The organism is Pseudomonas hydrolytica (assembly GCF_021495345.1).
Classification (GTDB): Bacteria; Pseudomonadota; Gammaproteobacteria; order Pseudomonadales; family Pseudomonadaceae; genus Aquipseudomonas; species Aquipseudomonas hydrolytica.
Window position 1 is genome coordinate 1,730,317 of the sequence record NZ_CP099397.1, and the last position, 22,148, is coordinate 1,752,464.

Consider the following 22,148-nt stretch of genomic DNA (forward strand, 5'->3'; position numbering starts at 1 on the left):
GTTGGGCGCCCGGTCAGACTCTTCACGGAGAATTACCCATGCTGAACAAGCACAGGCTGATGGCCGTAGCCGTTGCGCTGGCGTTTTCCGCCGGTTCCGCGCTGGCTGCCGTTTCCCCGCAGGAAGCCGCCAAACTCGGCGATACCCTGACTCCCTTCGGTGCCGAGAAGGCCGGCAACGCGGCCGGCACCATCCCGGCCTGGACCGGTGGCATCACTCAGGCGCCGGCTGGCTACACCCGCTCGGGCCAGCACCACGTCAACCCGTTCCCGGAAGACAAGCCGCTGTTCACCATCACCGCGGCCAACCTGAGTCAGTACGAGGCCAACCTGACCCCGGGTCAGATCGCCATGTTCAAGGCCTATCCGGAAACCTATCAGATGCCGGTGTACCAGACCCGCCGCTCCGGCTCCGCGCCGCAGTGGGTCTATGACAACACCATCAAGAACGCCACCAGCGCCAAGCTGGCCGATGGCGGCAACGGTTTCACCAACGCCTATGGCGGCATTCCGTTCCCGATTCCGCAGAACGGCGTCGAGGCTCTGTGGAACCACATCGCCCGCTACCGTGGCACCTACATCGTGCGTCGCGCTTCGGAAGTGGCGGTGCAGCGCAACGGTTCGTACTCGCTGGTCACCTCGCAGCAGGAGGCCATGTTCAAGTACTACGTGCAGAACGGCTCCTTCGCCGACCTGAACAACATCATGTTCTACTACCTGTCGTTCACCACCAGCCCGGCACGTCTGGCCGGTGGCGCGACCCTGGTTCACGAGACCCTGGATCAGGTCAAGGAGCCGCGTCAGGCCTGGGGCTACAACGCCGGTCAACGTCGCGTGCGTCGTGCGCCGAACCTGGCCTACGACACGCCGATCGCCGCCGCCGACGGTCTGCGCACCGCCGACGACACCGACATGTTCAACGGTGCTCCGGATCGCTACGAGTGGAAGCTGGTAGGCAAGAAGGAAATCTACATCCCGTACAACAACTACAAGGTCACCAGCCCCGACGTTAAGTACAAGGACCTGCTGCAGGTCGGCCACCTGAACCCGGCCCTGACCCGTAACGAGCTGCACCGCGTCTGGGTGGTGGAAGGCACGCTGAAGTCCGGCGCTCGCCACATCTATTCCAAGCGTACCCTGTTCCTCGACGAGGACAGCTGGCAGGCCGCCGTGGTCGATCAGTACGATGGTCGTGGCGAGCTGTGGCGCGTCTCCATCGCCTACCTGAAGAACTACTACGATCTGCCGACCACCTGGTCCGCACTCGACGTGTTCCACGATCTGCAGGCGCGTCGCTACCACGTGCAGAACCTGGACAACGAAGAGAGCAACACCATCGACTTCGGTCAGGCGATTCCGGACGATGGCTACTTCAAGCCGGCAGCCCTGCGTCGTCGCGGCACGCGATAATAGTCGTGTAGTCGTATGCGAAGGCCGCTACAGTAGTAGCGGCCTTTTTTGCATCAGCTGGACGAATAGGCTTCTATAACGCGGGTTCTGCCTTAACAAAACATAACGTCGCGCCAATTGTCAGGGCTTTCCGAAGCTCGCTAGGATGGGCGGAATAAGTAGCACCGCCTATAACAAGAAAGGGGGAAGGTATATGAGTGAGCCCGTCATGCGGCGCACCCAGTCCGGTCTGGCGTCCACCGTGGCGCGCAAACCGGCGCTCCGTGTCCATTCGCCGCTGGCTAAAGCGCTCTCGCTGTGCAGTGTGCTTTCCATTCTGGTTCTTGCTGCCGCACCCTTGCAGGCCGAGACCTCGGCTCCAGAAGCGGGTTATGCCATCGAGTCGCCCAAGGCCGTGCACAGCCTGCTGCTCGATGTGGTCAACACCGGCGAGCGCCTGGTTGCCGTCGGTGACCGTGGCCATGTCCTCTATTCCGACGATCAGGGTCAGAGCTGGCAGCAGGCCAAGGTGCCGACCCGGCAGATGCTGACGTCGCTGTTCTTCGTCGATGCCCAGCATGGCTGGGTGGTCGGTCACGACGCGCAGATTCTCGCGACCACCGATGGCGGCAAGACCTGGACCAAGCAGTTCGAGGACCTCGAGCGCGAAGCGCCGCTGCTGGACATCTGGTTCAAGGATCTCGAGACCGGTTACGCCGTGGGCGCCTATGGCGCACTGCTGGAAACCACGGACGGCGGTGCGAACTGGGAAGACGTCAGCGACCGTCTCGACAACGAAGACGCCTATCACCTCAACGCCATCACCGCGGTGAAGGATACCGGCCTGTTCATCGTCGGCGAACTGGGCGGCATGTTCCGTTCGCGCGATTGGGGCCAAACCTGGGAAGCGGTGGAGGACAAGCCCTACGAGGGCTCGCTGTTCGGCGCCCTGGGTACGGACGAAGCCGGCACGCTGCTGGTTTACGGCCTGCGTGGCCATCTGTTCCGCTCCACCGATTTCGGTGACAGCTGGCAGCAGATCTCCCTCAACACACCGAACAATGGTCCGCTGGAATTCGGCCTGGCCGATGGCACCCTGCTGCGTGACGGCAGCGTCGCCGTGGTCGGCCATGGCGGCACCGTGCTGCGCAGCACGGATCACGGTCAGAGCTTCAGTCTGATCAATCGTCCCGACCGCCTCTCGCTGGCCGGGGTAACTGCACTGGATAACGGCAACCTGATCCTGGTGGGGCAGGGCGGCGTTCACCTCGCCGCCTCGACTGGCGCCGATCTGGGCCAACAATAACAAGCCGGGAGCCTTTGCATGACCAAGCATCAACACAAGCCTGCCTCCTTTCTCGAGCGGCTGATTTTCAACAATCGCCCGGCGGTGATCCTGATCTGCCTGCTGATCAGCATCTTCCTGTTCTACCAGGCTGCCCAGGTACGCCCGCAGACCAGCTTCGAGAAGATGATTCCGCTGGGCCACCCCTACATCCAGAAGATGCTCGAGCACCGCAACGACCTGTCCAACCTGGGCAATACCGTGCGGATTTCGGTGGAGGCCACCGAGGGCGACATCTTCAGCAAGGAATACATGGAGACCCTGCGTCAGGTTCATGACGAGGTGTTCTACATCCCCGGCGTCGACCGTTCCGGTCTCAAGTCGCTGTGGAGCCCGAGCGTGCGCTGGACCGAAGTGACCGAAGAGGGCTTCGCAGGTGGCGAGGTGATTCCGCAGACCTACGACGGTTCCGCCGACAGCCTGGAAGACCTGCGCAGCAACATCCTCAAGTCCGGCCAGATCGGCCGTCTGGTGGCGAACAACTTCAAGTCCAGCATCGTCGACGTGCCGCTGCTGGAGTCCTATCCGGACCCGGAAGATCAGAGCAAGCTGATCAAGTTGGACTACCAGAAGTTCTCCCACGAGCTGGAAGAGAAGATTCGCGAGAAGTACGAGGCGCAGAATCCCAACGTCAAGGTGCACATCATCGGTTTCGCCAAGAAGGTCGGCGACCTGATCGATGGCCTGGTGGGCGTGGCGCTGTTCTTCGCCGTCGCCATCGGCATCACCTTCGTGCTGCTGCTGTGGTTCACCCACTGCTTCAAGAGCACCCTGGCCGTGGTGATCACCACCCTGATCGCGGTGATCTGGCAGCTCGGCCTGCTGCACACCCTGGGCTTCGGTCTCGATCCCTATTCGATGCTGGTGCCGTTCCTGGTGTTCGCCATCGGTATCTCCCACGGGGTGCAGAAGATCAACGGCATCGCCATGGCCTCGGGCGAAGCGACCGACGCGCTTTCCGCTGCGCGCATGGCCTTCCGTCAGCTGTTCATCCCCGGCCTGGTGGCGCTGCTGTCCGACGCCGTGGGTTTCGTCACCCTGCTGCTGATCGACATCGGCGTGATTCGCGAGCTGGCCATCGGCGCCTCGATGGGCGTGGCGGTGATCATCCTCACCAACCTGATCCTGCTGCCGGTACTGATTTCCTACATCGGCATCGGCAAGCGTGCGGTGAAGAAGAGTCGTGAGGAGGCTGCCAAGGATCATCCGATCTGGCGCGCCATTTCCAACTTCGCTCACCCGATGGTGGCACCGATCTCCGTGGTCATCGCCGTCGTGGCGCTGGCTGGTGGCGTCTGGTACGGACAGAACCTGAAGATCGGCGACCTCGACCAGGGCGCGCCGGAACTGCATCCGGATTCGCGCTACAACCTGGACAACGACTTCGTCATCCGCAACTACTCGACCAGTTCCGACGTGCTGGTGGTGATGATCAAGACCGGCCCCGAGGGCTGCTCCACCTATGACAGCCTGGCCGCGATGGACGAGCTGATGTGGAAGATGGAGAACACCGAGGGCGTGCAGTCGGCCATCTCCATGGTCACCGTGTCCAAGCAGGTGATCAAGGGCATGAACGAGGGCAACCTGAAATGGGAAACCCTGTCGCGCAACCAGGACGTGCTGAACAACTCCATCGCCCGTGCCGAAGGCCTGTACAACGCCGACTGCTCGGTGGCGCCGGTGCTGGTGTTCCTCGAGGATCACAAGGCCGAGACCCTGTCGCGCGCGGTAGCCGCGGCCGAGGAGTTCGCCGCGCAGCACAACACCGACGAGCTGCAGGTGGTGCTGGCGGCCGGTAACGCCGGTATCGAGGCGGCCACCAACGAGGTGATCGCCGCGTCCGAGACCACCATGCTGATCGCCGTGTATGCCGCGGTGAGCATCATGTGCCTGCTGACCTTCCGTTCGCTGGCCGCGACCCTCTGCGTGATCCTGCCGCTGGTGTTGACCTCGGTGCTGGGCAACGCGCTGATGGCCTTCATGGGCATCGGCGTCAAGGTCGCCACCCTGCCGGTGATCGCCCTGGGCGTGGGTATCGGTGTGGACTATGGCATCTACATCTACAGCCGTCTGGAGACCTACCTGCGTCAGGGGCTGTCGCTGCAGGACGCCTACTACGAGACGCTCAAGTCCACCGGTAAGGCGGTGCTGTTCACCGGCGTCTGCCTGGCCATCGGCGTGGCGACCTGGATCTTCTCGGCGATCAAGTTCCAGGCCGACATGGGCCTGATGCTGACCTTCATGTTCCTCTGGAACATGATCGGCGCGATCTGGCTGCTGCCGGCCCTGGCCCGCTTCCTGATCAACCCGGAGAAGCTGCGCGCCAAGGCCTGATGCCCTTTGCGTAAAACGAGAACCGCGGCCGAGTGCCGCGGTTTTTGTTTTATGGCTTTGGCGCTGACGAGAAGGCCTCGCTGTCGCGGCAGTCGGTGCGCACGGCGCACCCCACCCAACGCGTCGTAGGGTGCGCCATGCGCACCGGGCATATGCAAGCCAACGGAATGGGGGCAGGTTGTTTCGTTGGCCGTTCCTGCCCGATCCAGTCCGTAGCCCGGATAAAGTCCGGGGCTTTGTCCCGGCGAGTCGATTTTCGGCTACCGACCAGGGCGGATGATCGGTTGCCGAGCATGGCAGAGCGCGGACAGCGGTGCGCGCGGCGCACCCTACGGGACGCCTATCAGCGTGGATAGAGCGGTGGTAGCGCGCCATTTTCCTGTGGCGTACTGCTCGGCTCCTGGGCGGCCGGCAGGTTGCGGATCGCCTTCCACAGTTCCTCGCCCTGCCATTGCTGGCCCACTTCGCTGTACAGCGCGCCGTTGAGGCCGTCCAGCGCATCCGACAGCGGCACGTAGCGCGCCGCCATGTCGGCCAGGGTTTCGGGTTGCTGGCGCGCCCAGGCGTCCAGGGCGTGCCGGGTGGCCTGGGCATCGCCGGTCTGGCAGGCACGCTTGATGTCGTCGAGCAGGGTGCGCGGGCTGGGCCCGCTCTGCGCTGCACGCTGGATCGCCGGTTGCCGACGGGCGTGCCACCACAGGCCGAAGCCGAGCAGGGTGCTCAGGCTGAGCAGGGCGCACGCCAGCTGCCAGGGCCACAGCTCCGGACCCTCGATCACCTGAGTCGTCACCATCGGCGTGTTGGGCTGTTCCTCGTTCTGCAGTTGCGGGTTCTCCGCGACCTGCAGGGTGCGCGGCGACAGGGTGGTGCGCTCCAGGCTGTCGGTCTGGGTGTTCCACCACACCACTTCGAGCGGCGGCAGGTCGAAGCTGCCGCTGCGGCTGGGCACCAGTGCCTCGCGTTCCTCGCGGGTGCCGATGACGCCGTTTTCGCTCTTCTGATCGCTCAGTTGCGGCTGGTCGGGATACCGGCGCAGCCCTTCCACCTGGGTGGCCGGTAGCGGTGGCAGCTGTGCGCTGGAGAGGCCGTCGACCTTGAGAATGAGGCGGCGGGTCAGCGAGTCGCCGACCTGGCTCTGCTCCGGTTGCGGGTTCCAGGTTTCCGCCAGGCCCAGGGCGCGAGCCGGCAACCAGGGCGCGTCGGCGGGGTAGTCGGCGGGTTTGGCCTTGACCTGCAGGGGGATGTCCGGCGACTTCACTCGCGACACTCGACCCGAACGGGGGCCGAAGGGCAGGAAATCGCTGCCGCCGGAACGGTCGACCAGGGTGGCGCTGAACGTCTGGCCGGGAATGACCAGCTCACCGCTACGCTGCGGGTAGATGGCGTACTGCAGTTCGATCACGCCGTGACGCACGCCGCCGATGCTTTTTTCGTAGGTGCGCGGCTCGCCGAGTTGCTCGATGCGCGCATCCTTCATCTGCAGCGGGGTCAGGCTGTTGTCGTCATACATCGAGACCGAATGGTAGATGCGCAGGGTCAGTACGGCCTGGGCCTGCACGTAGACGCTGTCCTGATCGAGGCTGGCGTCGATGAACACCGGGGCCAGTTTCTCACCGTTGCCGCGGTCGCCGGCCGCTTCGACCTGCAGCGTGATCGGCAGGGTTTCGGCGTCTTCCAGGCGAATCGGCGGAATCACCACCTCGCCACTGCGCCTGGGCTGCAGTGTCAGGATCCAGCGCGTGCTGGCGCGCGGCGTATCGCCGATGCTGCTGAGGCGATTGACCTGACGGCTGCCGACGATCTCGAAGTGCTCGTCCAGCGGGCTCAGGTCGGGGCGGCCGAAGCGGGTGGGGTCGGTGGATTCGAGGGTCAGCACCACGGTCTCGCCCTCGCTGAGGCGGGTGCGGTCGACGCTGGCGAAGAAGGCTTCGGCGCTGGCCTGGCCCGCGACCAGTAGGAGAAGCAGGATGGCGAGACGCTTCATCGATTTGGGTCCTGACGCTGTTGCTGTTCGTACCAGAATTTGCGCCGCAGCAGTTCGCCCGGATCGTCCGGGATCTGCCGCAGCCATTGCTCCAGGGCCTGGCGACGTTCGTCGGCGCTGCCCAGGTCGGCTTCGCCGCGTGGGCGTTCGAGCGCCTCGCTGTCGTTCGCCGGCTGCGGCTCGCCGGTCTGGGGCAACGCTTGCGCGGCGCTGTCGTTGCCGTTATCGGCGCTTTGCGCTTCGTCACCTCCCGCCGGCTCACCCGGTTTGCTCGGCTGCGCCGGTTGGCCGGGCTGGGGCTCGTTGCCCTGGCTGGCTGGAGATTCGTTGGCCGTGTCGGATTCGCCGTCCTGTTCCGCCTGCTGCGTCTGGTCGCTGTCGGCCGAGCTCTGCTGCTGTTCGCGTTGGCGCAGCGCCTCTTCGACCAGGGCCTTGTTGTGCTGTGCGGCGCTCAGGTCGGGCTGGCGTTCCAGCGCCTGCTCGAAGGCGTCCAGCGCCGCCTCCAGTTCGCCGGCCTTGGCCAGCGCGTTGCCGCGGTTGTAGTGATCCGCGGCGCTGTCGCCCTGGGCGAAGCGCTCGGCCGCGGCGGCGTAATCGCCGGCCTCGTACAGTGCCTTGCCCTGCCATTGGCGGTCGTGGAAACGCTGCGCCGCCTCGGCGGGGCGCTGCGCGTCGAGCAGGCGCTGGCCCTGCTGGTCCGGGCGCAGCCAGAGATCGTCGAAGCTGAACGCGTGGCTGGCCTGCGGCGGCAACATCAGCAGCAGCGGCAGGCAGAACAGCCAGCCACGGCGTCCGGCAAAGGCGGCGAGCAACAGAAGCGGCAGGAGCAACCAATAGCCCTGATCGATCTGGGCATCGAGCTGGGTCGGCTCTCCCGCGGCACGCAGCGCCTGCGGGCTGTCGAGCAGGCCAAGGCGGCGCAGGTCCTCGTCATCCAGGCGCATCGATGCGTAGCGCCCGGCATGCGCCTCGGCGGTCTCACGCAGGCCGCGGGCATCGAGGCGGGGAATCAGGATGGCGCCGCGCTCGTCCTTGAGAAAGCTGCCGTCTTCCTGCACCACCGGCGCGCCTTCGCGGCTGCCGACACCGAGGATGAGCAGCGGCACGGTGCGTTTCTCCAGCGCCTGGCGGATGCCGCTGCGCTCCTGCTCGTCCAGCGCGCTGGTGATCAGCAGCAGACGTCCCTGACCCAGCTGCGCCTGATCCAGCAGTTGCAGGGCGCGGACCACGGCCAGATCGGCGCGGCGGCCCGGTTCGGGCATCAGGGACGGCTTGAGCGCTTCGAGCAGATTGCTGCTGGTGGCCAGGTCGTCGGACAGCGGCACCAGGCCATGGGCGCTGCCGGCATAGACGATGATCGCGGTCTGCGCGTCGCGCCGGGCTTCGAGCAGGTCGAGCAGCTTGCGCCGCGCCTGCTCCAGACGATTGGGCGGGCCGTCGGTGGCGAGCATCTGCGGGGTCAGCTCCAGCAGCACCAGCAGCGGGTCGGCCGGCTTCTGGTTGCTTTGCTCGACGCGCTGCCAGCTGGGGCCGAGCAGGGCCAGCAGCGCCAGTGCCCAGGCCAGGCCGAGGGCGAGCCAGGGCAGCTTGCTGGTGCGGCCGCTACCGCCCTTGAGCAGGGTCTGGTGAAAGGCTTCCGGCAGCAGCAGCTGCCAGCGCCCGCTCTGCCGCTTGCGGTGCCACAGCCGCCAGAGCAGCCAGGCCAGCAGGGGCACCAGCGCCAGCCATAGCGGGCGCAGCCAGTCCGGCCAGAGCAGGCTCATGCGCGCCTCCGCAGGCGCAGGGGCAGATCGGGCCAGAGCGTACGACCTGCCAGCACCACCGAACCGAGCAGCGCCAGGGCCAGCGGCCAGGCATACAGGGCCTTGGCCGGACGGGCCAGGGTGGGCTGCTGGGCGACCGGCTCGAGACGATCCAGGGTCAGCTCGATCTGGGTCAGCTCGGCCTGATTGCGCGCGCGAAAGTACTCGCCGCCGGTGGCCTCGGCGATGGCGCGCAGGCTGGTTTCGTCCAGGTCCAGCGCGCTGAAGCCGAAGGCGCCGAGCACGCCGCTCTGGCGAGGGTCGGCGCCGATGCCGATGGCATAGATGCGCACCCCTTCCTCGGCCGCCAGTTGCGCGGCGACCATCGGGTCGATCTCGCCGCCGTTGTTGGCGCCATCGGTGATCAGCACCAGCACGCGGCTCTGCGCCGGGCGCTGGCGCAGGCGCTTGACCGCCAGGCCGATGGCATCGCCGATGGCGGTGTTCTTGCCGGCGATGCCGATCATGGCTTCGTCCAGCCAGGTGCGCACGGTGTGGCGGTCGAAGGTCAGCGGCGCCTGCAGATAGGCCTGGCTGCCGAACAGGATCAGGCCGACCCGATCGCCTCGTCGGTCCTCGATGAAGTCACCGAGCAGGCGTTTGACCAGTTCCAGGCGACTGATCGGCTGCTCGTCCCAGTGCATGTCTTCGTAGGCCATGGAGCCGGAGACATCCACCGCCAGCAGCAGGTCGCGGCCGCTGGCCGGCAGTGGTAGCGGTTCACCGACCCATTGCGGGCGGGCCGCGGCGCACAGCAGAAGGAGCCAGAGCAGGGCCAGCGGCGCCTGCTGGCGCCAGCTCGGCAGGCCGACGCGGGCACGGCGTCCACTGAGCGCCTGCAGTTCGTCGAGGAAGCTGACGCGCAGCGCCGCATCACCGCTGTCGGCCGGCGGCAACAGCAGGCGCAACAGCCAGGGCAGCGGCGCGAGCAGGAAGATCCACGGCCAGGCGAGCTCAAACATGCTTGCGAATCCAGATGGCGATGGCCTGGTCGAGCTCGCCTATGGCCTTGTCGCTGAGGGTGCACTGCGGCTTGTAGGCGCCTTCCACCAGGATCATCCAGCGCGTCAGGCCGGCCGCCGGGCAGCGGTTGTCGAGAAAGGCCAGCCAGGCGCGGCTGCTCAGCACATGGCTGTGGCTGTCCGGGTAGCGCTCGCGGCACAGGCGCTTGAGCAGCGCGTTGATCTGCTGCAGCCAGGGGCCGGCCGCGGCGCCGTCGTAGGGTTTGCGCAACTGCGCCAGCTCCTGCAGGGCGGCCTGGCGCAGCGGGTCGAGGGGCTGTTCGACAGCCACCTTGCGCTGTCGCCGGTGCCAGCGTCGCAGCAGGTGCCAGAGCCCCCAGCCGAGCAGGGGCAGCAGCACGGCGAGCAGCCACCAGCCCGGTGCGGGCGGCCACCAGAGCACGGGCGGCGGATCGATCGGCGGCAGCAACTGGTCGATGGGGTTCATACCACCTTCCTCGGCCGCAGTGCGCTGAGCTGTTCCTGCAACTGCTCGACCAGCTCGGCCTGGGTGCTCAGCGGCAGCAGCGGCACGCCGAGTTTCTGCGCCAGGCGCTGCCAGCGCGCTTCGCGTGCCTGCGCCTGGGCGCGGTAGGCCTGGCGCAGATCGCCGTTATGGCTGTCGAGCTCCAGCTGCGCGTCGGCCTGGGTGAAGCGCAGCAGGCCGGCGGCGGGCAGGGCGTGGTCGAGCGGGTCGGACAAGGGCAGCAGCAGCAGATCGATATGCCGCGCGAGCAGGGTCAGTTGCTGTTCGGCGTTGTCGCTCAGCGCGCGTTCGTCGCACAGCACGATCACCAGACTGCCAGGGCGCAGCACTTCGCGCGCGCGGCGTAGCGCCATGCCGAAGGTATCGCGGCTCGCGGGCGACGCCTCGGCGGCCAGCGCCTGGTTGGCGCGGGCCAGCAGGTTGAGCAGCTGCAGCAGGCTCTGCTTGCTGCGCCGCGGTTTGACCTCGTGATGCTCGTTGTCGGCGAACACCAGACCGCCGATACGGTCGTTGTGACCGAGCGCGGCCCAGCCGATCAACGCCGCGGCACGCGCGGCCAGCACCGACTTGAAGCACTGGCCGGAGCCGAAGAACAGGCGCTGGCTCTGTTCGGCGATGATGAAGATCGGGCGCTCGCGCTCCTCGTGGAACAGCTTGGTGTGCGGCTCCTGGGTGCGTGCGGTGACGCGCCAGTCGATGGTGCGCACGTCGTCGCCGGGCTGGTAGACGCGCACCTGATCGAAGTCCACGCCACGGCCGCGCAGCTTGGAATGATGCAGGCCGATCAGCGGGCTGCGCCGCGCTGGCGTGGAGAACAGCGGCACCTCGTGTACGCGGTGGCGCATCTCGATCAGTTCGGCGAGATCGATATGGATGCCGGGGTGGCTGGCGGGGGTTTGCATGAGCTTCAGCCCGTAGCCCGGATGTAATCCGGGGAGGCCGCGCAATCAGTCCCGGATTGCATCCGGGCTACGTGGGGCGAGCGCATGGGGCGCGGCTGCATCAAGCCACCGCCACCACGTCGAGGATGCGCTGGATCACGCGATCCTGGTCGACGCCCGAGGCTTCGGCCTCGAAGGACAGAATGATGCGATGACGCAGCACGTCGAACAGTACCGCCTGGATGTCCTCCGGGCTGACGAAGTCGCGTCCGGCCAGCCAGGCATGCGCGCGGGCGCAACGGTCGAGGGCGATGGAGCCGCGCGGGCTGGCGCCGTAGGCGATCCAGTCGGCCAGCTCGGCGTCGTATTTGGCCGGGGTGCGACTGGCCATCACCAGTTGCACCAGGTATTCCTCCACGGCATCGGCCATGTACAGGCCGAGGATCTCCTTGCGCGCGGCGAACACCGCCTGCTGGCTGACCCGATGCTCGGGCTTGGCCTCGCCGTTGAGCGCATCGCCACGGGCCTGGGCGAGGATCTTGCGCTCCACCGCGGCATCGGGAAAACCGATCTTCACGTGCATCAGGAAACGGTCGAGCTGGGCCTCGGGCAGCGGGTAGGTGCCTTCCTGCTCGATGGGGTTCTGCGTGGCCATGACCAGAAACAGCGGCGACAGATCGTAGGTGCTGCGGCCCACCGAGACCTGGCGCTCGGCCATGGCCTCAAGCAGCGCCGACTGCACCTTGGCCGGGGCGCGGTTGATTTCGTCGGCCAGCACCAGGTTGTGGAAGATCGGCCCCTGCTGGAACACGAAGCTGCCGGTTTCCGGGCGATAGATCTCGGTGCCGGTGATGTCGGCCGGGAGCAGGTCGGGGGTGAACTGGATGCGGTGGAACTCGCCTTCGATGCCTTCGGCCAATTCCTTGATCGCCTTGGTCTTGGCCAGGCCGGGCGCACCTTCGACCAGCAGATGGCCGTCGGCGAGCAGGGCGATCAGCAGGCGTTCGAGGAGTTTTTCCTGGCCGAGGATCTGGGAGGAAAGAAATTGGCGTAACGCGACCAGCGCTTCACGGTGTTCCATCGTCGGGCTCTTCTGGCGGATGAGCGAGGCTGACTGCTGCCTCGCATGCAGACCGCCGACTTTAATGCATTTGCCGCTTCAGCCGCTATGCATGGCACCCTGCGTTATGCCGGGACGGTCACAGGAATGGCCGATGGCGACAGTTGGCCCGGTGCAGAGCGGCGTTCAGGTGGCCTGCGCACCTGCGCAGGCCGTCATCTGCAAGCGATCCGCACTATCTCGGTGCGCCCTTGAAAGAAAATGTCGCAGCGCCGCAAGCGGTTGTCGGCCATCCCTCGTTAAGCTCAGCGGCTATATGTGACCAGTCGGTCGCTTGGCTCGCGCCGGTCCGCATGCGACTCGCAGATGTCATTGTCGCTTCATGGACTAACGTTGAACTAACACCGAGCGGCATCGATCCAGACTTCCTGTCGAACCATCAGCCCAATGGAGCAAAACCATGGCGTTCTTTACGGCGGCCAGCAAAGCCGACTTCCAGCACCAACTGCAAGCGGCCCTGGCGCAGCACGTGAGTGAGCAGGCACTGCCACAAATGGCCCTGTTCGCCGAACAATTCTTCGGCATCATCGCCCTCGAAGAGCTGACTCAGCGGCGCCTGTCCGATCTGGTCGGCTGCACGCTGTCGGCCTGGCGCATGCTGGAGCGTTTCGATCACGGCTCGCCGCAGGTTCGCGCCTTCAACCCCGACTACGAGAAGCACGGCTGGCAGTCCACCCATACGGCGGTGGAAATTCTGCATGGCGATATTCCGTTCCTGGTCGATTCGGTGCGCATGGAGCTCAACCGTCGCGGCTACAGCATCCATACCCTGCAGAACAGTGTGTTCAGCGTGCGCCGTGACGCGAACGGCGAACTGCTGGAAATCCTCCCGCGCGGCACCCAGGGCGAGGGTGTGCTGCAGGAAGCGCTGATGTTCCTGGAGATCGATCGCTGCTCCAGCTCCGCCGAGCTGAAAACCCTGGAAAAGGCCATTCACGAAGTCTTCGGCGACGTGCGCATGAGCGTCGCCGACTTCCAGCCGATGAAGGCCAAGGCGCGCGAGCTGCTGGCCTGGCTGGATCGCGCCAAGCTCAAGGTGGACAAGGCCGAGCTCGAGGAAATCAAGGTCTACCTCAACTGGCTGCTGGACAACCACTTCACTTTCCTCGGTTACGAGGAGTTCACCGTCGCGCCCAGCGCCGACGGCGGCACCATGGTCTACGACGAGAAGTCCCTGCTCGGTCTGTCCAAGCGCCTGCGCACCGGGCTGACCGCCGAGGAGCTGCACATCGAGCCGGAGGCCGTGGCCTACCTGCGCGAGCCGCAGCTGCTGTCCTTCGCCAAGGCGGCGGTACCGAGCCGCGTGCACCGTCCGGCCTACCCGGATTTCGTCTCCATCCGCGAACTCGATGCCAAGGGCAACGTGGTCAAGGAATGCCGCTTCATGGGCCTGTACACCTCGGCGGTGTACGCCGAGAGCGTGTGGAACATCCCCTACATCCGCCGCAAGGTGGACGTGATCAAGCAGCGCTCGGGCTTCGACAGCAGCGCCCACCTGGGCAAGGAACTGGCCCAGGTGCTGGAAGTGCTGCCGCGCGACGACCTGTTCCAGACTCCGGTGGACGACCTGTTCAATACCGCGCTGGCCATCGTGCAGATTCAGGAGCGCAACAAGATTCGCGTGTTCCTGCGTCGCGATCCCTACGGCCGCTTCTGCTACTGCCTGGCCTACGTGCCGCGCGACGTCTACTCCACCGAAACCCGCCTGAAGATCCAGCAGGTGCTGATGGATCGTCTGCAGGCCACCGATTGCGAGTTCTGGACCTTCTTCTCCGAGTCGGTGCTGGCGCGCGTGCAATTCATCCTGCGCGTCGACCCGAAGAACAAGACCCAGATCGACCCGGTGCGCCTGGAGAAGGAAGTCATCCAGGCCTGCCGTTCGTGGAAGGACGACTACGCCAGCCTGATGGTGGAGAGCTTCGGCGAGGCCCAGGGCACCAACGTGCTGGCCGAGTTCCCCGGCGGCTTCCCGGCCGGCTACCGCGAGCGTTTCGCCCCGCATTCGGCGGTGGTGGACATGCAGCACCTGCTCAGCCTGAGCAACGACAAACCGCTGGTGATGAGCTTCTACCAGCCGCTGGCGCAGGGCGATCAGCAGCTGCACTGCAAGCTGTACCATGCCGACACGCCGCTGCCGCTGTCCGACGTGCTGCCGATTCTGGAGAACCTCGGCCTGCGCGTGCTCGGCGAGTTCCCCTACAAGCTGCGCCGCAATGACGGCCGCGAATTCTGGATTCACGACTTCGCCTTTACCTACGCCGAAGGCCTGGATGTCGACATTCAGCAGCTCAACGACACGCTGCAGGACGCCTTCATCCATATCGTCGGCGGCGATGCCGAGAACGATGCCTTCAACCGCCTGGTGCTGATCGCCGCCATGCCCTGGCGTGACGTCGCCCTGCTGCGTGCCTATGCGCGTTATCTCAAGCAGATCCGCCTGGGCTTCGACCTCAGCTACATCGCCTCGACCCTGATCAACCACGCCGATATCGCCAAGGAGCTGGTGCGCCTGTTCCGCACCCGTTTCTACCTCGCGCGCAAGCTCACCGCCGAGGATCTGGAAGACAAGCAGCAGAAGCTCGAGCAGGCCATCCTGGCTGCGCTGGACAACGTCGCCGTACTCAACGAAGACCGCATCCTGCGTCGCTACCTGGACCTGATCAAGGCGACCCTGCGTACCAACTTCTTCCAGGCCGATGCCAGCGGCGCGGCCAAGTCCTATTTCAGCTTCAAGCTCAGCCCGCGCCTGATCCCGGAGATTCCGCGGCCGGTGCCGAAGTTCGAGATCTTCGTCTACAGCCCGCGCGTCGAGGGCGTGCACCTGCGCTTCGGCGACGTCGCCCGCGGCGGCCTGCGCTGGTCGGACCGCGAGGAGGATTTCCGTACCGAGGTGCTCGGCCTGGTCAAGGCGCAGCAGGTGAAGAACGCGGTGATCGTGCCGATGGGCGCCAAGGGCGGCTTCGTGCCGCGCAAGATGCCGGTTGGCGGTTCGCGTGACGAGGTGATGGCCGAGGGCATCGCCTGCTACCGCATCTTCATCAGCGGCTTGCTGGATATCACCGACAACCTCAAGGAAGGCGAGGTGGTGCCGCCGGTCAATGTGGTGCGCCACGACGCCGACGATCCCTACCTGGTGGTGGCGGCGGACAAGGGCACCGCGACCTTCTCCGACATCGCCAACGGCATCGCTGCCGAATACGGCTTCTGGCTCGGCGACGCGTTCGCCTCCGGCGGTTCGGCCGGTTACGACCACAAGGGCATGGGCATCACCGCCAAGGGCGGCTGGGTCTCGGTGCAGCGCCACTTCCGCGAGCGCGGCATCGACGTGCAGAAGGACAACGTCACCGTGATCGGCATCGGCGACATGGCCGGCGACGTGTTCGGCAACGGCATGCTGCTGTCGGACAAGCTGCAGCTGGTGGCCGCCTTCAACCACATGCACATCTTCATCGATCCGAACCCGGATGCGGCCAAGAGCTTCGCCGAGCGCAAGCGTCTGTTCGACCTGCCGCGTTCGAGCTGGGCCGACTACGACAGCAAGCTCATCTCCGAAGGCGGCGGCATCTTCCTGCGCAGCGCCAAGAGCATCACCATCACCCCGCAGATGAAGGCGCGCTTCGACATCGCCGCCGACAAGCTGGCGCCCACCGAGCTGCTCAATGCGCTGCTCAAGGCACCGGTCGACCTGCTGTGGAACGGCGGCATCGGCACCTACGTCAAGTCCAGCAAGGAAAGCCACGCCGACGTCGGCGACAAGGCCAACGACGCGCTGCGCGTGGACGGTCGTGAACTGCGCGCCAAGGTGGTGGGCGAGGGCGGCAACCTGGGCATGACCCAGCTCGGCCGCGTCGAGTTCGGCCTGCATGGCGGCGCCAGCAACACCGACTTCATCGACAACGCCGGCGGTGTGGACTGCTCCGACCATGAAGTGAACATCAAGATTCTGCTGGGCGAGATCGTCTCGGGCGGCGACATGACCGAGAAGCAGCGCAACAAGCTGCTGGCCGAGATGACCGATGACGTGTCCGAGCTGGTGCTGGGTAACAACTACAAGCAGACCCAGGCGCTGTCGCTGGCCGAACGCCGCGCCCGCGAGCGCGTCGGCGAGTACAAGCGCCTGATGAACGCGCTGGAGAGCGCCGGCAAGCTCGACCGCGCCCTGGAGTTCCTGCCCTCGGACGAGGAGCTGAACGAGCGCGCCACCAACGGCCAGGGCCTGACCCGCCCGGAGCTGTCGGTGCTGATCTCCTACAGCAAGATCGACCTCAAGGAATCCTTGCTCAAGTCCCTGGTGCCGGACGACGACTACCTGGCGCGCGAGATGGAAACCGCCTTCCCGGAAATTCTCACCGAGAAGTTCGGCGACGCCATGCGCCGTCACCGCCTCAAGCGCGAGATCGTCAGCACGCAGATCGCCAACGACCTGGTCAACCACATGGGCATCACCTTCGTGCAGCGCCTGAAGGAGTCCACCGGCATGAGCGCGGCCAACGTCGCCGGCGCCTACGTCATCGTGCGTGACCTGTTCCGCCTGCCGCACTGGTGGGCGCAGATCGAGGCGCTGGACTACAAGGTGCCGGCCGAGCTGCAGCTGCAGCTGATGGACGAGCTGATGCGTCTGGGCCGCCGTGCCACCCGCTGGTTCCTGCGCAGCCGCCGCAACGAGCTGGACGCCGCCCGCGACGTGGCGCACTTCGCGCCGCGCATCGAGGCGCTGGTCGGTCGTCTGGACGAGCTGCTCGAAGGCCCGGCCCGCGAACAGTGGCTGGCGCGTTACCAGAGCTTCGTCGAAGCCGGCACGCCGGAAGAGCTGGCGCGTGTGGTGGCCGGCACCAGCCATTTGTACACCCTGCTGCCGATCATCGAAGCGGCGGATGTCACCGGCAAGGACGCCAGCGAGGTGGCCACCGCCTACTTCGCCGTCGGCGGTGCGCTGGAGCTGTCCTGGTACCTGCAGCAGATCACCAACCTGCCGGTGGAGACCAACTGGCAGGCGCTGGCCCGCGAAGCCTTCCGTGATGATCTGGACTGGCAGCAGCGTGCGATCACCGTCTCGGTATTGCAGATGGCCGAGGGGCCGCAGGAGATCGAGGCACGCGTGGCGCTGTGGCTGGAGCAGCACCACCGCCTGGTGGAGCGCTGGAAGGCGATGCTGACCGAGCTGCGCTCGGCCACCGGCACCGACTACGCCATGTACGCCGTGGCCAACCGCGAGCTGATGGATTTGGCGCAGAGCGCCTGATACCCAGCCTGAAACGCAACAGGCCCCGCATCTGCGGGGCCTGTTGCGTTTCAGGGGTTAGCAAAAGCGGCGTCAGCCTGCCGGCTTACAGTCCCGGCCGGGTGCGCGTGGGCGACCCAGGCGCTGCGCCGCGATCACTCGCGCAGATCAACCGCCGGTGCGCCCTGGCCATCGAACAGCTGCGCCGGCTGGCTGGGCAGGATGCTCGGGCGGCCGTTGCTGCCATCACCGAGAATGCGGATGTCGCTGTACTTCTTGCCTGACAGCGCCGCCAGACCGGCACCGTCGCGGACCACCGTGGGCCGCAGGAAGACCATAAGGTTGCGCTTGACGTGGGAGTCGCGGGTGGAGCGGAACAGCCCGCCGATCAGGGGAATGTCGCCCAGCAACGGCACCTTGGAGATGGATTGGGTGACGTCGTCCTGAATCAGCCCACCGAGCACGATCACCTGGCCGTCGTCGGCGAGGATGGTGCTCTTGATCGAGCGCTTGTTGGTCACCAGGTCCACCGCCTGGGCGTTGAGCCCGGTGCTGGGAGCGATGGAGGAGATTTCCTGCTCGATCTCCAGGCGCAGGGTGGCGCCTTCGTTGATGCTTGGGGTGACCTTGAGGGTCACGCCGATGTCCTTGCGCTCGATGGTGGTGAAGGGGTTGCCGGCGCCCGAGGCATCGGTGGTGTAGGAGCCGGTCTGGAAGGGCACGTTCTGCCCCACGAGGATTTCCGCCTTCTGGTTGTCCAGGGTCAGCAGGCTGGGCGTGGACAGCAGGTTGCTCTTGCTGTTGGCCGACAGGGCGGTGATCAGCGCGCCGAAGCGGTCGCTGCCGATGCCGATGATGGCGCCGTCGGGCAGGGTGGTGTTCTCGGGTATCTCGCCGCTCTGCAGGATCTGCAGCACGGTGCCGACCGACAGGCCGGTGCCGCCGAAGTTGACCCCGCCCAGACCGCCCGTATTGCCGCGGGCGTCCACCGCCCACTGCACGCCGACGGCGTCGGTGATGTCGCCGGAGACCTCGACGATGGCCGCCTCGACCATCACCTGCGCGCGCGGCACGTCGAGCTGGCGCACGATGTCTTCGAGGGTGGCCACCAGATCCGGCTCGGCCAGCAGCACCAGGGCGTTCAGGCTCTCGTCGGCGCGGATGAGGATGTTGGACTGGCGACCGGTGGTTTCGCTGCCCTCCTTGTTCTTCAGGCCTTCGGAGATATCGCCGAGGGTTTCGGCCAGCGACTTGGCGTCGTTGTGGCGCAGGCGGATCACCCGGGTGTTGGCCGAGCGGCTGGAGGGGCTGTCCAGCGAGCGGGCGAGGTCGGCCAGTTTGGCGCGTGCCTCCGGTGGGCCGAGGAGGATCAGGCGATTGGTGCGAGCGTCGGCCACCACCTGGGTGGCGCTGGTGCCCTTGGCCTGGCCGCGGGCGATGGAGGTGTTGAGCACCTCGGCGGCGTCCATCACCCAGGCGTGCTGCAGGGTGACCACGCTGAAGTCCTGGGCGCCGCTCTGGTCGAGCTGGCGCATCAGGTCCTGGATGCGCGCGATGTTGGCGCTGCGGTCGCTGATGATCAGCGCGTTGGACGAGGTCACGGCGGCCAGATGGCCGTATTGCGGCACCAGCGGGCGGATCAGCGGAATCAGTTCCGCCACCGGCGCGTGCTGCACCTGGATCAGGCGGGTTTCCAGGCGGTCCGGGGCGGGGCGGCCTTCGCCGGCTTCGGCCTTGGCCTCGGCATTGGGCACGATGCGCGCCTGGTCGCCCTGGGTCAGTACGCTGAAGCCGTGGGTGGCCATGACCGAAAGGAACAGCTGGTAGACCTCGGACAAGCCCAGCGGCGTGTTGGACACCACGTTGACCTGGCCCTTCACGCGCGGGTCGACGACGAATGTCTGCCCGGTGATGGCGGCGATCTGGTCGACGAATTCGCGGATGTCCGCGCCCTTGAGGTTGATGGTCCAGCTTTCTTCCTGCTGGCTGGCGCTGCTGGGCACCTGTTCGATCTGTGCGAGTAGCGGCACAGGCGCGGTGGCCAGGCTGGCGGCGAATAGGGCGGGGGTCAGTCGGCTACGGAGGGCGTGCATCGGTTCAGTCGCTTTCCATGGGCTGATCGGAGGGGGTGTCTTCGGACAGGGTGCCGGAGGCTTCCATTTGTTCGCGCAGCGCCTGCATGCGCTGACGCAGTTGCTCGAGATTGTCCTGGTCGAGTTGGTCGAGCTGTTCGACGGGGTCTTCGCTGACCTCGTCCGGGGGGGTATACAGACTGTACTGGCCGCTCTGCTGGCGAGGGAAGGCCAGGCTTTCACGACGGCCGTTGCGCAGCAGCTCGACGCGGTCGGCGTATACCGCATCGAGGCGCACGCCATTGTCCACTTCGCCGCCGACGGCATAGCGTTGGGCCGTGCCGCCCTGGCGCTGGATCACCGCACTGGAGCGTTGCGGGTCGCTGTGCACGAAGCTGCCGAGCAGCGTCAGCTGCAGGTTGGTGGCGGGAGGAGGGCCGCTATCGGCCAGGCGCGGGGTACCGAACAGCTGGGCGATGGGCGCCTGCTCGCGTTGCTGCTCGGTGCTGGCAGTGCGCTCCGCGCTTTGCTGCAACGGGCTGCGTACCAGGCGCAGGAGCTCGGCGCTCTGCCAGGCCAGACTCACGCTCAGGGCAGTCAGCGCCAGCATGCCGATCAGGATCGGGGCATTGTCCTTGAGGCGCTGAGGGAGGGCCGGGATGGGCAAATGTGTCACTCCGAAAACGACGTTTCAGTCTCTGTAGGCAAGTGTCTGCGCTGTGCCGCCGCGGGTCCGCAAATCGTTTCACTCAGCCTCGGGCTGTGCATACGCGGGTTTTCTACTTCGCTTGGGCGTCGCTGACGACTTGTCTCACAGACCCTGGTTGTTTTTATGTGCTGTGCGTCGCGGGCCGATCATAACAGCCTACGCTGCGTTGGCATCCCCCTTCTGGGGTGGATGTGCTGCATTGGGCAATGTGTTAAAGGTAATCCAATAAGCATTACAGAAAAGAACCCTGCGCGAGGCAAACAGTCAGATTGGGCTGTAATACTCGCGATAAGGTTCCGTTTAAGGCTCACTTTATGAACGCTTCGCTGCTCGAAACTCCCCTGCGCCGCCTGCCCTTCAGCTTTGCCAAGCGTCACGGCGTGGTGTTCATGCTCCACGAGGGGCAGGCCTGCCTGGGCCATCGGGCCGATTGCGACCCCGTGGCGCTGGCCGAGGCGCAGCGCTTTGCCGGACGTGCATTGCCCCTGCAGCTGCTGGCTCCCAGCGAGTTCGCCCAGGTGCTGGGCACGGCCTATCAGCACGATTCGGCGTCCATGCAGCTGGCCGAGGACATCGGCGGCAGCTTCGATCTGGCCTCGCTGGCCGACCAGGTGCCGGAAACCGAAGACCTGCTCGAGCAGGAGGACGACGCGCCGATCATCCGCCTGATCAACGCCATCCTCGGCGAAGCGATCAAGGAGAACGCCTCCGACATCCACCTGGAGACCTTCGAGAAACGCCTGGTGGTACGTTTTCGCGTCGACGGCATTCTCCGCGAGGTGCTCGAGCCCAAGCGCGAGCTGGCGGCGCTGCTGGTCTCGCGGGTCAAGGTGATGGCTCGGCTGGACATCGCCGAGAAGCGCGTGCCGCAGGACGGACGTATTTCGCTCAAGGTGGGTGGGCGCGAGGTGGACATCCGCGTCTCCACGCTGCCTTCGGCCAACGGCGAGCGGGTGGTGCTGCGTCTGCTCGACAAGCAGGCCGGGCGCCTGTCGCTGCAGCACCTGGGCATGCGCGCCGAGGACCGCGCGCTGATGGAGGAGACGGTGCGCAAACCGCACGGCATCCTGCTGGTCACCGGCCCCACCGGCTCGGGCAAGACCACCACGCTCTATGCCAGTCTGGTCAGCCTCAACGACCACACGCGCAACATCCTCACGGTCGAGGATCCCATCGAATATCACCTCGAAGGCATCGGCCAGACCCAGGTCAACGCCAAGGTGGACATGACCTTCGCCCGTGGCCTGCGCGCCATCCTGCGTCAGGACCCGGACGTGGTGATGGTCGGCGAGATCCGCGACAAGGAAACCGCCGAGATCGCCGTGCAGGCCTCGCTCACCGGTCACCTGGTGCTTTCGACCCTGCACACCAACAGCGCCATCGGCGCCATCACCCGTCTGGTGGACATGGGCGTGGAGCCCTTTCTGCTGTCCTCGTCGCTGCTCGGTGTGCTGGCCCAGCGTCTGGTACGGGTACTGTGCCCGGCGTGCAAGGAACCATATCCGGCCGATGCGGCCGAATGTACGCTGCTGGGCGTGCCGGCCAGCCCGCCGCCGACGCTCTACCATGCGCGCGGCTGTGCCCAGTGCCACCAGCAGGGCTATCGCGGGCGTACCGGCATCTACGAGCTGGTGGTGTTCGACGAGACCATGCGCACCCTGGTGCACAGCCGCGCCTCGGAGCAGGAAATGACCCGCCACGCGCGCACGCTCGGCCCGAGCATCCGCGACGACGGCCGGCGCAAGGTGCTCGAAGGGGTGACCACGGTGGAAGAAGTGCTGCGGGTGACGCGCGAGGAATGATG

13 protein-coding genes are annotated in these 22,148 nt (G+C 66.1%); 5 read left to right on the top strand and 8 right to left on the bottom strand.

Annotated features, from left to right (window positions below):
* The first annotated feature begins 38 nt into the window (after nucleotides 1–38).
* The 3 genes from L1F06_RS07980 (at nucleotide 39) to L1F06_RS07990 (ending at nucleotide 5,067) form a co-directional block, all read left to right on the top strand.
* Nucleotides 39–1,409 carry a DUF1329 domain-containing protein gene (locus tag L1F06_RS07980; RefSeq protein ID WP_003244411.1) on the top strand — a complete coding sequence of 457 codons (1,371 nt, stop codon included), beginning with the start codon at nucleotides 39–41 and terminating at the stop codon, nucleotides 1,407–1,409.
* Nucleotides 1,410–1,602: 193 nt separating this feature from the next.
* Nucleotides 1,603–2,694 carry a WD40/YVTN/BNR-like repeat-containing protein gene (locus tag L1F06_RS07985; RefSeq protein WP_435301310.1) on the top strand — a complete coding sequence of 364 codons (1,092 nt, stop codon included), beginning with the start codon at nucleotides 1,603–1,605 and terminating at the stop codon, nucleotides 2,692–2,694.
* Between the two features lie 18 nt (nucleotides 2,695–2,712).
* Nucleotides 2,713–5,067, top strand: coding sequence for an efflux RND transporter permease subunit (locus tag L1F06_RS07990; RefSeq protein ID WP_003244414.1), 2,355 nt, complete (start codon nucleotides 2,713–2,715; stop codon nucleotides 5,065–5,067).
* A gap of 343 nt (nucleotides 5,068–5,410) precedes the next feature.
* Here the strand turns inward: L1F06_RS07990 and L1F06_RS07995 are convergent, their stop codons facing one another.
* From L1F06_RS07995 to L1F06_RS08020, 6 genes are all read right to left on the bottom strand, one after another.
* Nucleotides 5,411–7,051: a BatD family protein gene (locus L1F06_RS07995; protein WP_129483112.1), complete on the bottom strand. Its 1,641-nt coding sequence runs from the start codon at nucleotides 7,049–7,051 to the stop codon at nucleotides 5,411–5,413.
* Nucleotides 7,048–8,814, bottom strand: coding sequence for a VWA domain-containing protein (locus L1F06_RS08000; RefSeq protein WP_129483111.1), 1,767 nt, complete (start codon nucleotides 8,812–8,814; stop codon nucleotides 7,048–7,050). The genes L1F06_RS07995 and L1F06_RS08000 overlap by 4 nt, the downstream gene beginning before the upstream one ends.
* The gene (locus L1F06_RS08005) at nucleotides 8,811–9,815 is read right to left on the bottom strand and encodes a vWA domain-containing protein (protein WP_129483110.1); all 1,005 of its coding nucleotides are present in this window, start codon (nucleotides 9,813–9,815) and stop codon (nucleotides 8,811–8,813) included. The genes L1F06_RS08000 and L1F06_RS08005 overlap by 4 nt, the downstream gene beginning before the upstream one ends.
* Entirely contained in the window at nucleotides 9,808–10,302 is a 495-nt protein-coding gene (locus L1F06_RS08010; RefSeq protein WP_129483109.1) for a DUF4381 domain-containing protein, read from the bottom strand. The genes L1F06_RS08005 and L1F06_RS08010 overlap by 8 nt, the downstream gene beginning before the upstream one ends.
* A complete protein-coding gene (locus tag L1F06_RS08015; RefSeq protein WP_129483108.1) occupies nucleotides 10,299–11,243 on the bottom strand; it encodes a DUF58 domain-containing protein in 945 nt (314 codons plus the stop codon). Before L1F06_RS08015 ends, L1F06_RS08010 begins: the two co-directional genes overlap by 4 nt.
* 100 nt (nucleotides 11,244–11,343) lie before the next feature.
* On the bottom strand, nucleotides 11,344–12,303 hold the full coding sequence (locus L1F06_RS08020) for an AAA family ATPase (RefSeq protein ID WP_003244426.1): 960 nt from the start codon (nucleotides 12,301–12,303) through the stop codon (nucleotides 11,344–11,346).
* Nucleotides 12,304–12,742: 439 nt separating this feature from the next.
* On the opposite strand from L1F06_RS08020, the gene L1F06_RS08025 reads away from it, so the two are divergent.
* Entirely contained in the window at nucleotides 12,743–17,584 is a 4,842-nt protein-coding gene (locus L1F06_RS08025) for an NAD-glutamate dehydrogenase (protein ID WP_003244428.1), read from the top strand.
* Nucleotides 17,585–17,718: 134 nt separating this feature from the next.
* Here L1F06_RS08025 and gspD read toward each other — a convergent pair whose 3' ends face one another.
* Nucleotides 17,719–19,656, bottom strand: coding sequence for a type II secretion system secretin GspD (gspD, locus tag L1F06_RS08030; protein WP_012019097.1), 1,938 nt, complete (start codon nucleotides 19,654–19,656; stop codon nucleotides 17,719–17,721).
* A gap of 4 nt (nucleotides 19,657–19,660) precedes the next feature.
* Nucleotides 19,661–20,302: a type II secretion system protein N gene (locus tag L1F06_RS08035; protein WP_129483107.1), complete on the bottom strand. Its 642-nt coding sequence runs from the start codon at nucleotides 20,300–20,302 to the stop codon at nucleotides 19,661–19,663.
* A gap of 356 nt (nucleotides 20,303–20,658) precedes the next feature.
* On the opposite strand from L1F06_RS08035, the gene gspE reads away from it, so the two are divergent.
* On the top strand, nucleotides 20,659–22,146 hold the full coding sequence (gene gspE, locus L1F06_RS08040) for a type II secretion system ATPase GspE (RefSeq protein ID WP_129483106.1): 1,488 nt from the start codon (nucleotides 20,659–20,661) through the stop codon (nucleotides 22,144–22,146).
* Nucleotides 22,147–22,148 lie beyond the last annotated feature (2 nt).